Below are 13583 nucleotides of genomic sequence, written 5' to 3' on the forward strand. Positions count from 1 at the left end.
AATGCTACTAGTCAAAACAAGTCGATTTGAGCATTCAACAAGCATATGCTGTCGAATAGAGAATCATTACAGAATCCTTAGGAGGTTTCTGATGGAGAAGCAAGCTGTTAAAAGCAGTAAGGAACAGCGTCGTGCGTTGTGGGTAAGTAGTGGGGGACTATTTTCTCAATCCGCAAGCACCATGGTATTGTCGTTTGTGCTTGCGAGCATGATAACCAGTTTTCACATCAGTGGCACGGCTGGTGGGTTTATTTCAACCATCACCAATATCGGCATGCTCGTTGGTGGGTTGTTCTTCGGACCTTTGGCGGACCGAAACGGCAGGGTGAAGATATATGCGATCACTACATTCATCTATGCCGGAGCTACTGGTCTTATGGCCTTTGCTCCCAATATCGCCATCGTTTATCTGTTGAGATTCCTGGTCGGCGTTGGCGGTGGCGGCGTTTACGGCGTCATCATGTCAATGGTTTCGGATGTCTTCAACAATGAACAACGTGGACGAGTTACCTCTTACGTCACGATTGCGGGTCAGATAGGCAGCATCGTTGCCGCAGTAGCGGCGGCAATCATCGTCCCTCTGGCCGGATGGCGCGGTGTATTCATCTTCGGCGCGCTTCCGATTTTCCTGGGTATTTATGTCTATTTCAGGGTTCCGGAATCACAGGAATGGCTGAAGGCAAAAGAAACGTCGACCAAAGAAGCTACCGATAAGATCACATTGGTCGATTTGTTCCGTGATGGGAATGCATCCAATACCGTCAAGCTGGCAATCATGGCAACTGTCCAGGTTGCTGGATATTTCGGATTGATGAATTGGCTGCCTTCCATCCTGCAGAAGAAGTCCGGTTTGTCAGTTTCAGGTTCATCCATTTGGATGATCGCCACGATCATCGGTATGTCGCTAGGCATGTTCGTTTTCGGCCAGATCATGGATAGGATCGGCAGCAAAGTTGCTTATTCAATCTTCTTGATTGCATCTGCACTCGCTGTATTCCTGTATAGTTTTGCAGACACTCAAATTGCCTTGTTGCTTGGCGGTGCGGTCGTCGGCTTCTTTGCCAATGGTATGAATGCAGGCTACGGCGCTATTGTTGGTAATCTGTATGATACCAGAATCAGGGCGACTGCCAATAACCTGATTTTCAATTTTGGAAGAGCGCTAGGTGGTTTCTCCTCAGTCGTTATCGGGTTCCTGCTTGACCATTCGACCTTGATGGTCACTATGGGCTTCCTTTCTGCACTGTATATCATCTCGTTCATCATCGTTTTGACATTGAAAGTAAAGAAGGCTGATACCAATGAGCAGTGAACATCTGACTCACCTGCAAAAAGGACAATTAGGTGAGGTGACTTTGATTGTCGGGGATCCCGGTCGTGTTGATTTAATTTCCAAAGACTGGGCAGACAGGCAGAAAATCGAAGATACTCGCGAGTTTGTTCTGGTCATTGGCAAATACAAAGGACACAATGTCTCTATTTGTTCAACGGGAATGGGTGCCGGATCAACCGAAATCTGCATTATCGAATTGATCGAAAACGGTGCAAAGCAAATCATCCGTTGCGGTGGTTGTGGTTCTTGGCGCGACGACATTAAGCCGGGAGATCTCATCATCAATCGTGCGATGGCGCGAACACCCGGACTCATGGGTGATTATGTGCCTGATAATTATCCTGCAGTTGCCGATCCGATTCTGGTCGGTAAGTTGTATCGAGGAGCACAACAACGGGGCTTCAAGGTATATACAGGCGTAGGGCTGACCACGGAAACATATTTCCTCGGTCAGTACCGGCAACCCAAAATCGAGAATAGCCCAGTTAAAGTTGATGACGCTAAGATGAAGTTCTGGCAGGATCGTGGCATCATCAATGCAGAAATGGAATCAGCTGTTCTGTTCATTCTCGGTTCCATTTATCAGATTCCAGTTGCCAATTGTTTGGTAGTTCATCTCAGCCGAGCAACCTACAGTTGGGAACAACCGGAAGACTACAACCGTATTCATCGCGAGTCAGCCATTTCAGTCCTAGACGCAGTCTTAAATTGATGTATCGCTCCGTGTAACTTTGGTTACACGGAGACGTTTGCATTTTATGTAATGGTTGAAAGGGGAGAGATTTCACATGAAAGAAGATAAGTCTTACCAAAAAAAGGTGCTAGTTTCATCAATGCTGGGACTTGGACTTGAAGGAATGGACATTTTGTTGCTGTCCTTTGCCTTGAGTTCGATCATTCGCGAATTTCATATTTCGTCAGCAGCTGGCGGCGTTTTACCTTCGATTACCAACATCGGCATGCTGGTCGGAGGCGTCATATTTGGCTACTGGGCCGACAGAAAAGGTCGTATTAAGGTTTTTACCTACACGATCTTCATCTTTGCAATTGGAACTTTCCTGATGGCCTTTGCGCAAAGTATCGCGGTGATTTATGTCTTGCGATTCATTGTGGGACTTGGCGCAGGCGGTGAATATGGTATCGGGATGGCATTAGTTGCAGAAGCGTTCCCCAAAGAACGTCGTGGCCAGATGTCAGCCTGGATAACCGTTGGCGGACAAATGGGAACATTGGTCGCCGCATTATTGGTGGCGATTGTCACTCCGTTTGCAGGTTGGCGCGGTGCTTTCATATTTGGTGTCATTCCCGTCATCTTGGCATACTTCGTGCGCCGTCATCTTCCTGAAACGAAAAGCTGGCAAGATACTCATGCAGCCGATGTTGCTCAGCATGTTCAGCCGCGAATCAGGCTGCTCGTGAATACGCCCAAGACCGCGCTGATTACACTGGGATTGACGATTATGTCAGCTGTGCAAGTAGCGGGATACTACGGACTGATGAACTGGCTGCCGTCAATGCTAGAGAAGAAGGAAGGCCTTTCCGTCTCTGGTTCGTCTCTGTGGATGATTTCAACCATTATCGGGATGTCTCTTGGAATGCTCACGTTTGGCAAGCTCTTTGACAAATTCGGTTCAAAAGTAACTTACTCGGTCTTCTTGATTATGGCTGGATTGTCTGTGGCATTGTATGCGTTTGTTCACAATGTTTTCCTGATGTTGTTGGTTGGCGCCGTTGTCGGCTTCTTTGCCAATGGTATGAACGCCGGCTATGGTGCATTGATTAGCAGTTTCTATCCGACCGAAATCCGGAGCTTTGCGAACAATGCGATCTTTAATACCGGGCGAGCAGTTGGTGGACTCTCACCAATACTGGTTGGCTACATTATCGATCGGAGCGGTTTTACCGCAGCATTGCTGTGCATTGGGGCGCTTTACATTGTTTCATTGGTTATTGTTAATTTGATTCCTAATCCGGTAAAAAACAAAGTGAAGTCAGGTGACGGTGACAAGTAAAAGCAACTTGTCGAATGACGAGCGAAAGCACAATGTTGCCGGTGGCCTGGAGGTTTCTCGGCAATATTGTGCTGTGGCTGGATGCAATCAACCGTCATGTCGGCGGTTGGAGAAGTCGTTGGGTGAAAGGGAACTTGAACGATGAGGTACAGGCGTGTTTTCGGTTTGGTTATGGATTCCATCGGGACCGGTGCGGCTCCTGATGCGGCCCGGTTCGGTGATGAAGGTGCCGACACCTTGGGCAGTATAGGCAGGTATTTCGCCGGGAGGCTGGAGCTGCCGAATTTCGCCAGGCTCGGCATATCGAACCTGCGTCCGGTTCCCATCGAGGGCGTGCCGGCTGCCGAGCAGCCCATCGGCTGTTATGGGAGGATGCGGGAGGTGTCGGTGGGCAAGGACAGCATGGACGGGCATTGGGAGATGATGGGTCTTCCGGTCAGGCGGGAGCTCAGTTTCTTCCCCCATGGTTTCCCGGATGAGCTGATGGATAGGATCTCGAAGTTTGCGGGCCGCGGGATCGTCGGGAATCGGCCGGAATCGGGTACGAAGATTCTTGACGAGCTGGGCGAGCACCAGATGGAGACCGGCGATCTGATCGTCTATACCTCGGGTGATTCCGTGTTGCAGATAGCCGCCCATGAGGACATTATCCCGGTCAAGGAGCTGTACCGGATCTGCGAATACGCCCGCAGCCTTGTCAACGGCCCGGAATACATGGTCGGCCGTATCATCGCGCGCCCGTATGTGGGCTCTGGCAAGGGGCATTTCACCAGGACGGCGAACCGTCATGATTTCACGTTGAAGCCCTATGGGAAGACCGTGTTGGATTACCTGCAGGAGGCCGGGGTCAGGACCATCGGCATCGGCAAGATCAACGATATCTTCTCCGGCCAGGGCATCGACGAAGGGTATCACAACCAGAGCAACATGGATGGCATGGACCATGTCGACCATGTGATGGAACAGGATTTCACGGGTTTCTGTTTTGCGAATCTGGTGGACTTCGACGCGATGTACGGCCACCGGCGCAACCCCGAAGGCGATGGTTGCGCTCTCATGGAGCTCGATGACCGTCTGGGCACGGTCATCGCCAACATGAGGGACGACGATCTGCTGATGATCACCGCCGACCATGGCAACGACCCCTGCTTCAAGGGGACCGACCATACCAGGGAATTCGTCCCGCTGCTTGCCTACTCGCCGAGCATGGAACATCCCGCCAGCCTCGGGACCCGCAGGACCTTTTCCGATTTCGGGGCCACCATCCTCGATAATTTCAACGTCGACGGGGCCGGGGTCGGAACGAGCTTCCTCAAAGATTTGCAATAAAAAAGTTCTTGTGCATTAAGTGTAGGCGATTGGGATGCCTCTCCGGTAGGTTCGGTTTGTAGAGAATCGGATCCTGCGGGGAGGCATTTTATATCTGTTGGTGTATCAAAATCTTAAGAGGTAGTCGGCCAGTCTGGACGTTAACGATAACGTCCGGTTGAGGGTGCACTTTCGGTTTGCAGTCCTGATCTTCTTTACAGGATTCTTATTCGTCTTTTCGATTCTGGGGCCAGGTAGGGTATGTCCATGTAGCGGCTTCGAGGCCATGCCTGGGCGTCGTACGCGCTCTTCTTAGTGACAGGAAGAGGACGGTGTCGCCGTCGGGGGAACCGGCCGATGGCCTCGCGCCGACAGTCGTTGCTCAGTGACGATATCAAAGAATGTGTCAAAAAATATCTCTCTCAGTTTCGGGCGTGACTTAAAAGTTTGACCTATTTGGTCATTGGTGGTTTTTGACACCAATTTCTGGAGTCCGGAGTAGAGTCTAACCAGCATTACGTCAATAAGGGAGCAGTATGCAGCAGGAATACACACAGCCGTTGGTTCGTCCGATCGAAAGCGACCGGAACGTTTTCACACTGCTTGATGACCGTGCAAAGCGTACGCCGGATGAGTCGTTGGTCGAGTATGTGGGTAACGACGGCAAGTGGCAGTCGTTTACAGCCACGCAGTTCCGTGACAAGGTCATCGGACTTGCCAAAGGTCTGATCGCCCGTGGCATCAAACCGGGGGATTCCGTTGCGATTATCGCGCATACGTCCTGGCAATGGACGGCGCTGGACGTAGCCATCATGTCGATCGGTGCACTAACGGTTCCCGTTTACGAGACCAATTCTCCGGCTCAAGTGCAGATGATTTTCAATGATTCCAACGTCAAAATGGCCTTTGCCGAGGACGATGCACAGCGCGACAAGATTGATACAGTGCGCGATTCATGTGCTGATCTCAAAGACGTGTATGTCATCGCTGCAGGTGCTATCGAAACCATCGAGAAGTTCGGTCAGAGTGTCAGCGACGAGGAGTTCTGGCAGCGCGAAAAAGCGGTCAAAGGCAGCGATCTGGCCACCATCGTCTACACATCCGGTTCCACCGGCACGCCGAAAGGCATCGAACTGACCCATTCGAATTTCGTGTTCATCACGATTTCCGGCGTGCAATCCATGGGCGACATCCTCAACAAACCCGGCCGCAGGCTGCTGCTCTTCCTGCCGCTGGCGCACGTTTTCGCTCGCTTCATGCAGCTGGTCTGCTTTGCGGGAACGGTTACCCTGGGGCTTTCCAGCAATTTCAAGACCATTCTGGCCGATTTCCGCACGTTTAAACCGACGTTCATCCTCGCGGTCCCGCGTATCTTCGAGAAGATCTACAACGCCGCCTCGCAGAAGGCCGGCTCCGGTGCCGCCGGCCGCATCTTCTCCCACGCCACCGAAACGGCCATCGCCTGGTCGAAGGCCCAGCAGTCCGGCCAGCCGATTCCGCGTGCCTTGCGTATGCGTCACGCCGTCTATAACAAGCTGGTCTATTCCACCATCATGCAGATTTTCGGCGGCCGGGTCGAATACGCCGTTTCCGGCGGCGCCCCGCTCAACGCGACCATCGCGCACTTCTTCAACGGCGTCGGCCTGCCATTGCTCGAAGGCTACGGCATGACCGAAACCTGCGCGCCCGCGATGGTCAACCCCACCAAAGGCTACAAGATCGGTACCGTGGGCATCCCGCTGCAAGGCGTCACCGTCGGCGTGAGCGATACGGGGGAGCTGTGCATCAAGAGCCGTGCGGTGTGCGTCGGCTACCACAACCATCCTGAGATCACCGCCGAACAGATCGTCGACGGATGGCTTCATACCGGCGATCTCGGCTCGCTTGATTCCGATGGATTCGTAACCCTGACCGGCCGCAAGAAGGACATCATCATCACCGCCGGCGGCAAGAACGTCTCGCCCGCCGAGGTTGAGACTTCGGTCATGACCTCGCCGGTGGTCAGCCAATGCGTCATGGTCGGCGACCGCAAGCCGTTCATCGCCGCGATCATCTCGATCGACCTGCAGGATACGAATGCATGGCTCGCTTCCGAGGGCGCCGAACCAGTCAAGGACCTGAAGGAAGCCAGCGAGAACCCGATTATCCGCGCCGAGGTCGAGCGTGCCGTCAACAAGGCCAACGAGCTGGTCTCGCGTGCCGAATCCATCCGCAAGTTTGAGATCGTCCCCGACGAGTTCACCGAGGCCAACGGCATGCTCACCCCAAGCCTCAAGGCCAAGCGCCAGGTCATCACCGAGCACTACAAGGATCTCATCGACAACGTCATCTATGCGTCGAAGAAGAGTTGAAAGCCAAACGAACTGACGACAACACAAAGTCGGAGACGAAGGAGTCGTGATGGGGTGGCTGGTTATCGTCGTGCTAGTCGGTGCAGCCGCGTTATGCGCTGTGTTCGGGGTGAAGCATAGTCTCGAGCACAAAGCAAACAGCATGACCGGGACCAGTGAAGAAGACAGGCGCAGAGCTGCGGATTTAAGGGAGATAGAAGCCAAAATCGATCATGCCAAAAACATGTGGGGTGGCATGCTGTAAATCGGCAGATTTGGACGACGGATTTACAGTAGTCTCATTCTTCGTCGACTTTTTCGTCCGGATCAAAGATGTCCTCGATGGTGCAGTTGAAAATCTTGGCCAGGCGGAACGCCAGTGGCAGGGACGGGTCAAAACGGCCCTTTTCGATGGAGATGATGGTCTGACGGCTTACGCTGGCAAGTTCGGCGAGCGCCGCCTGCGACAGACCTTTTTCGGTTCGCAGTTGTGTAAGACGATTCCTCATCGAGTGCCCTTGATGTAGAGTATCAGATAGCCAATGCCCCAGGAAAGTATTCCGATCAGAACACATCCACCGAGGCAGTATTGAGCCACCGTGCTGCTGATTGGTTTGTCGCGGAAAGTGAGTACCATGCTCAACACGGTATTGGCGAGTAAGATGCCGTCGAATCCGTAAACCGCAGACCGCTGAATCCAGGAGTTCTCGACGCTTTCTTCCTGGTGCTGGTCGTAGCCTTTCAACGTTCTCTTGTCCACCAGAATAATCCATGTTAGACCAGCGGCTACCAAGAACGAGCAGATTCCCTCAGCGATGGCCAGTTCCGTCCGGTCGTGGACCGAGCCGCTGGCCAATAGCTCGATGGCTGTGGCCACAGCGATGCCGATGACGCATCCCGCGCCAATGCTCATACCCCAAAGCGCCACTTTGCCACCGCCGAAAATGGTTTTCGCTCCGAAGGAGCTCGTCTCGTTATGCGAAGACCGTAGGTTTGCGGTTGGCTTCTCTGGCGCAATCTTCGGCAAATCGCCGAATTCGCCGTTGTCTGTTTGATGCTTGACAGTCATGTGATTTCTCCGTTGCAGATATTGTTTGGTGGATTAGACCACTGCTTTTGCAGTAAAGCAAACTTTACTATGTAAAAGAAACTGTACATCGGTGATTAAGGGTTGTCAATATTGATGGGTCTGAAGTCTGTGGGTTTGTCCCGAAATTTGCAAACATCTATTTCAATATAATTTGAAATAAATCGAGAAGCGCGGTACGATAATCATATATTTCAATATTATTTGAAATATAACGATGTTGGGTGTGTAAAAAGGAGGGGCACCATGGGTGTACAGACCACGTTGTCGGCGCTCGCGGACCCGGCGCGGCGCGAGATTCTGCAGTTGCTGCGGCGCAGAGTGATGAACGCCGGAGAACTCGCGCAGGCCACGGGATTGTCGGCGTCAAGGCTTTCGTACCATCTCAAGAAGCTGCGCGAGGCCGATCTGGTGACGGACAGCCGCGAGGGCACGACCATCTGGTACGAGCCGAACCTCACTGTGCTCGACGACACCATTGTCTGGTTGAAGGAGCTGCAACGCAACGAAGCGATTTCCAAGGCTTCGAACTATGGCGTGAAATCGGCGAAAGGCAATGGGACCGGCTCTGTAACCGACCGATTGTCAGCCGAAACGCCAGATGACGGTAAGGCTGGAGTGCAAGGAGAGTAATCATGAGAAACAATCTTGACAAAAGGCAATCGATAGCGGAACCGATGGAGCGCGACGCCTCCCGTGTCCAAAAACACACGGAAGATGGGCCTGGAAAAGAAAGAAAGAGCGGTTGGAAATCCGTGATTGCAGGGGAGAAAAAGTGGAACATTGCGATGGTATTGCTTGGCTTGTTACCGTTGATTATCGTTCTGCTTGCCTTGCCTTATATGCCGAATATCGTGCCTGCACATTACAACGCCAGCGGCGAGCTCGACCGTTGGGGCAGTAAATATGAGGATCTCATTTTGCCTTTGTTGACTCTGCTGATATGTGCCGGCTGGCTGGTGGGCGAAATCCCTCTTGAACGTGGCGTGCATAAAGATTCGAATTCGGAGATGGGTCCAAAGACGACGGTGCGTATGTGGGCGATTGGGGGATGCTGTATGTTCGCGGTATTCAGCGCTATGACCGTTTGGATCGTCGCAGATGCTTTCAGCAAGGGGCACACCGGTTCCAAAATACCGTTGGAAGCCGTTATCAATGTCGTGACCGGCCTGGTGTTCATCGTCATCGGCAACGTCATGCCGAATGCCAAAATGAACCGATGGAGCGGCATCCGCGTGCCGGGAGCCTTCAAAAGCCGTGAATCGTGGCGGCGTTGCCAGCGTTTCGGCGGGTTTGTGTTTATTCTCGGTGGCGTGGTTCTGGTGGTCTTCGGGCTCGCCATGCATACCCAAGACCGAATGAATCTATATGCCATCTTGGCGGTTACGTTGATTATCGTGCTGGCTTGTTATGTCTACGGTATCTATGCCGGCAAGAAATACGGGAATGTCGGTGGTCCGATCAAGGGGCAGTGAAGACTGACTTCGTGCAGGTCTGGAGGTCGTGGCCTGTACGGAACAATGTCGGCAACCGTATGAAAACGTAGCGGTTGCCGACATGACCTTTATTCGATCAGCGTGTAGCCGTGGCTGGCGATGACGGACTTGAGCTTGGAGAGGTAGCTTTCGGCTGCGTTGGAGAGGTTGGCGCGTTCGTTGGTGATCCAGCCGAGCAGCATGGTCTCGTCGGTGTCTAGCGGAACGGTGACGATTTTCTCGTTGTTGAGGTCGCCGTTGTCGATGCCGGTGCACACCGTATAACCGTTGAGGCCAATGATGAAGTTCAGGATCGTGGCGCGGTCGGTGACGGTGATGAGCTTAGGGGAGTCCTTGGGCCAGACTGCTTCTTCGGCGAAGTAGAAGCTGCCTTCCTCGCCCTGCTCGTACTGGATGAACGGGTATGGCTTGAGGTCGTCCATCGTAATCTTTTTCCTGGTCGCAAGTGGGTTGTTACGTGAGATGAACACGTGCAGCGGGGCTCGGAAAAGCGGGTGGAACTCGAGATGCTTGCTTCGTAGCAGCTTGCCGATTACATCCTTGTTGAAATCGGAGAGGTAGAGGATGCCGATTTCGGAAAGCATGTTCGCGACCTGGTCAATGATGTCACGCGTGCGGGTCTCGCGGATGGTGAATTCGTATTCGTCGGATTCAATAGAATTAATCATTTCGACGAACGCTTCGACAGCGAACATGTAGTGCTGGGTGGAAACGCTACAGAGTTGTTTGCGCGGCTTGGCGTGCTTGTAGCGTTCTTCCATCAGTTCGGCCTGGTCGAGCACCTGGCGCGCGTAAGTGAGGAATTCCGCACCGTCTACGGTCAGTGCGATGCCCTGAGAGGAGCGGGTGAAAATCTCGATGCCCATCTCGTGCTCGAGCTCCTTGACCGACGAACTCAGCGCGGGCTGGGAGACGTACAGCTCGTGGGAGGCCTCGTTCATCGAGCCGCACTCCACGATCTTGACGATATATTTCAGCTGCAGCAGTGTCATATCTAAAGTTTATAACAAAGTGTGTATCAAGCAGATTAACTTATAACAATTTTTGATATATGAATTATCCTTGGTTCTGTTTTTGCCATGACTAAAGGTCGTCAAGATTGGGAAACTCCAGCCAACGCCGGTAATGACAGCTTTCTTTCGTTGCCACCATTGTTGGTTTGTGCTTTCGACAGTGGGGATATTTCCATTCAGAAGTGTTTAACAGCCACAACCGAGTTCAGATTTTTACGCCGAGACGTTGCAGCTCTTTCCGTGCATTGGGAGCATCCAGGAAATGTATTCCCTGGATGCCGACGGCTTTCGCACCATCCACATTGGCCTGGGTGTCGTCGAAGAACACTGTTTGTACGGCGTCGAGCCCAAAGCGGTTCAAAGCAAGGTTGAAGATGTCGGAGTTGGGCTTGTGCATTTTTTCGACGCCCGAAACCACCGTGCCTTGCAGCAGCGGCTTGAGTTGCGGGAACTTTTCGAAAGCGAAATGGAAGGTTTCGCCCGACCAATTCGTCAGCCCCCACACGCCGTAGCCGGCCTGGCGCAGATCCGTCAGTAGCTTTTCCATGCCGTCAATCATCTTCGGTAAGGCATCGTCGTAATGCTCGATGTAATAGGTGAACGCCTCTGCCAGATCATCGCCGTACTGTTTCCGATAATCCTTGATGACATCGGCGAAGTCGTCGCCTGCATCCATGCGCGCTTCGGCGGCGAAGAACCCGTAGATATCGCTCTCATCTGCGCACAAGGTATCAACAAAATTCTGCGGGAAATGGCCTTGGAGACATGGCCGATAGTTCAGCTCCAGCAGCACTCCGCAGAAATCGAACATGACATCGTGGATTTCGCTTTTTCCATTGGCAAAGCCATTGCTCTCTGCTGTATTCATAGGTATCTTTCTTCTCTTATTCTTGCTCTCTTGTTTTGACTGTGTTCACCGGTTTTGTCTGGAATATCTGTCGCTGCGTCTAAAGCCTAGTTTTGCAGCAATTCCTCGAAGGCCTGAGACAATGCCGCGATAACGTCGGTCGCAACAATCGGATGCCCCGGCTCGCCTTCCGGTGTGATCGTGCCATCGGCATCGAAAATCTCGGGCGGCTCCCAGCCGTGCTGGTCGGACTCGGCGGCCAGACCTGCGGCGTAACCGTGGATATAGCTTGCGCTGGCCGCGGTCATAACGTCGAGGCTCGGGTCGTGCTGCAATTGTCCTTCGCCCTGTTGTGCGAGCATTCCGCCCATCACGCCCGCGAGGACATCACCGGCTCCGGCGGTTGCCAGCCATGCGGGTCCGCTTCCAGAGATGAAGGTAGTGGCTATCTTGTGTGAACCGTCCGCATTTGCCGGTCCCGGTTCAATTCCAGCCGGCAGACCTACCACGTTTGCATCTCCGACAACGATGGTCACCGCACCCTTGAGCAACACGGTCGCACCGGTCAGCGCGTGTGCCCGTTTGGCCCAATGCCAAGGTTCGGCGGTGATATCTGCCGTGTCAACGTCTTCGCCGCGGCGGCGCAGCAACGCCGCAAGTTCACCGGCATGCGGCGTGATGATGACATGTGTCGGCACATGTTCTGGCAGCAGATCAAGCGCGCCTGCATCAACGCAGATTGGTGGCATGGTCCAAGGCTCGCGCTCGTAATCGATATTCGAGTCGGAATCGCCCCACGTGGTTTCGGCCTGTTCAGAAGCGTATGGGGTTTCGTCCTTATTGAGATCATGAACCGGAATCTCGGTTTCGTCGCTGGTCGAGGAAACATTCTCGTCCGGCAATGCATAGTGTTTGAGCAGCGCCGCAATGGCTTCTCGCTGGCCGTCGGAGCCGGAGAGGCTGTGTTTACCTGATCTCTCATTATCAGAATCGCTCACGGCGGCCGCTGCCGGGACGCCAGAACCAACGGCCCAAGCCTCAACGCGGCCTTTGCCAAGAACGATTTCCGGTGAGTTGCGCAATACCATATCGGACGCATTCACCGGACCCATATAACGGACCATACCGATATTGGAACGGACAGCCGCACCGGAACTCAGGACGGCCGCACCTGGATATTTTGCCGATCCCGTAATCAGTCCGACGACACCGCGCGAATATTTGGAATCGGACGATTTTGGCAGCCGTATCATGCGGCCGGCAATATCGTCAATGGAGGAAACGACGGGGTAGGCGTGCGAGATATCGAAACCGAAATCGACCAAAATCGTGTGGCCGCAGGCGAAACTTGCGGGAGGCAGCATTGCACAGGGTTTCATCGCGCCGAACATCACCGTAACATCGGCCGGGATATAGCTGCCGGGCAACGTACCGTCATCCACTCCAACGCCGGAAGGGGTATCGATGGCGACTACCAGCGGCTTCTGCCCTTGTTCAGTGCCGGCAACGGAATTCGGCATTTTCGGTTTTGTTTTACCGTCATTGCTAGGATACAGGATATTCGCCATGGTTGCGGCAGGCCCCCGCAGCGCTCCGTGCACGCCGATACCGGTCATCGCGTCAAGAATCACGTCGGCCTGTTGCGTCAATTCGATGGCCGCCTGCAACCGTTCTCCAGCTTCGCCTGCGCTGAAACCTGCCGAAGCCCCGGGGATGTCCGCTTCCGGATTGACGATCAACAACCGTCCGCCGCTGCGGGTGAAGGCCAGTAAACCTTGCAAATGCAGGGATTTACCGACAGCGATGGCTGTGACCTGGGCACCGGCTCGAGCCAATTGAGCGGCCGCGAAGAGGCCATCCCCGCCGTTGTCTCCGGCTCCGGCCAACAGCACCACTTTCGCTTCCGTGATATCGATGTCGTGTTCTTCAAGCAATTCGGCAGTCACCCTTGCCGCGGCGGAGGCGGCCATGCGCATGAGCGGAACACCTTGGTCAAGCAACGGACGTTCCATGCTACGCACAGTCTCAACGCTGTAAGCCCGCCGTTGGAGCAAGGATTTACGCATCAGTTCCGTCATCGTGATTTCGTCCATAGCTGACCTCCTGGGTCCATCAATATCTAGCTCGATGTTACCCTAGCGCGGCCACATGGAGATT

Annotated in this window: 13 protein-coding genes; 8 read left to right on the forward strand and 5 right to left on the reverse strand. The window is 53.5% G+C overall.

The annotated features are described in order from the left end of the window. Positions 1–91 precede the first annotated feature (91 nt). The 6 genes from OZX70_RS04335 to OZX70_RS04360 all read left to right on the forward strand — a co-directional run bounded on the left by OZX70_RS04335 (position 92) and on the right by OZX70_RS04360 (position 7248). Positions 92–1312 (forward strand): MFS transporter, encoded by a 1221-nt coding sequence (locus tag OZX70_RS04335; RefSeq protein ID WP_277182003.1) that lies wholly within the window; start codon positions 92–94, stop codon positions 1310–1312. Further along, positions 1302–2045 carry a nucleoside phosphorylase gene (locus OZX70_RS04340; RefSeq protein ID WP_277182004.1) on the forward strand — a complete coding sequence of 248 codons (744 nt, stop codon included), beginning with the start codon at positions 1302–1304 and terminating at the stop codon, positions 2043–2045. Before OZX70_RS04335 ends, OZX70_RS04340 begins: the two co-directional genes overlap by 11 nt. Before the next feature lie 76 nt (positions 2046–2121). Then, a complete protein-coding gene (locus OZX70_RS04345) occupies positions 2122–3345 on the forward strand; it encodes an MFS transporter (protein ID WP_277182005.1) in 1224 nt (407 codons plus the stop codon). Between the two features lie 141 nt (positions 3346–3486). Further along, positions 3487–4674: a phosphopentomutase gene (locus tag OZX70_RS04350; protein WP_277182006.1), complete on the forward strand. Its 1188-nt coding sequence runs from the start codon at positions 3487–3489 to the stop codon at positions 4672–4674. A 515-nt stretch (positions 4675–5189) separates the two neighbouring features. Continuing rightward, positions 5190–7004 carry an AMP-dependent synthetase/ligase gene (locus OZX70_RS04355; RefSeq protein ID WP_277182008.1) on the forward strand — a complete coding sequence of 605 codons (1815 nt, stop codon included), beginning with the start codon at positions 5190–5192 and terminating at the stop codon, positions 7002–7004. A gap of 49 nt (positions 7005–7053) precedes the next feature. After that, positions 7054–7248: a hypothetical protein gene (locus OZX70_RS04360; protein WP_277182009.1), complete on the forward strand. Its 195-nt coding sequence runs from the start codon at positions 7054–7056 to the stop codon at positions 7246–7248. A 34-nt stretch (positions 7249–7282) separates the two neighbouring features. On the opposite strand, the gene OZX70_RS04365 is transcribed toward OZX70_RS04360, so the two are convergent. Together OZX70_RS04365 and OZX70_RS04370 are read right to left on the reverse strand one after the other, a co-directional pair. Beyond that, complete coding sequence (locus OZX70_RS04365; RefSeq protein ID WP_277182010.1) at positions 7283–7492, reverse strand: helix-turn-helix transcriptional regulator; 210 nt, start codon at positions 7490–7492, stop codon at positions 7283–7285. Next, a complete protein-coding gene (locus OZX70_RS04370; protein WP_277182011.1) occupies positions 7489–8052 on the reverse strand; it encodes a hypothetical protein in 564 nt (187 codons plus the stop codon). Before OZX70_RS04370 ends, OZX70_RS04365 begins: the two co-directional genes overlap by 4 nt. 264 nt (positions 8053–8316) lie before the next feature. On the opposite strand from OZX70_RS04370, the gene OZX70_RS04375 reads away from it, so the two are divergent. Then, the gene (locus tag OZX70_RS04375) at positions 8317–8703 is read left to right on the forward strand and encodes a metalloregulator ArsR/SmtB family transcription factor (protein ID WP_277182012.1); all 387 of its coding nucleotides are present in this window, start codon (positions 8317–8319) and stop codon (positions 8701–8703) included. A 2-nt stretch (positions 8704–8705) separates the two neighbouring features. Then, a complete protein-coding gene (locus tag OZX70_RS04380; protein WP_277182013.1) occupies positions 8706–9545 on the forward strand; it encodes an SdpI family protein in 840 nt (279 codons plus the stop codon). Positions 9546–9634: 89 nt separating this feature from the next. Here OZX70_RS04380 and OZX70_RS04385 read toward each other — a convergent pair whose 3' ends face one another. The 3 genes from OZX70_RS04385 to OZX70_RS04395 form a co-directional block, all read right to left on the reverse strand. Further along, a complete protein-coding gene (locus tag OZX70_RS04385; RefSeq protein WP_277182014.1) occupies positions 9635–10558 on the reverse strand; it encodes a LysR family transcriptional regulator in 924 nt (307 codons plus the stop codon). 226 nt (positions 10559–10784) lie between these two features. After that, complete coding sequence (locus OZX70_RS04390) at positions 10785–11447, reverse strand: HAD family phosphatase (protein ID WP_277182015.1); 663 nt, start codon at positions 11445–11447, stop codon at positions 10785–10787. A gap of 86 nt (positions 11448–11533) precedes the next feature. Further along, positions 11534–13519: a bifunctional ADP-dependent NAD(P)H-hydrate dehydratase/NAD(P)H-hydrate epimerase gene (locus OZX70_RS04395; RefSeq protein ID WP_277182016.1), complete on the reverse strand. Its 1986-nt coding sequence runs from the start codon at positions 13517–13519 to the stop codon at positions 11534–11536. Positions 13520–13583 lie beyond the last annotated feature (64 nt).

It is taken from the genome of Bifidobacterium sp. ESL0732 (assembly GCF_029395535.1).
Lineage (GTDB): Bacteria > Actinomycetota > Actinomycetes > Actinomycetales > Bifidobacteriaceae > Bifidobacterium.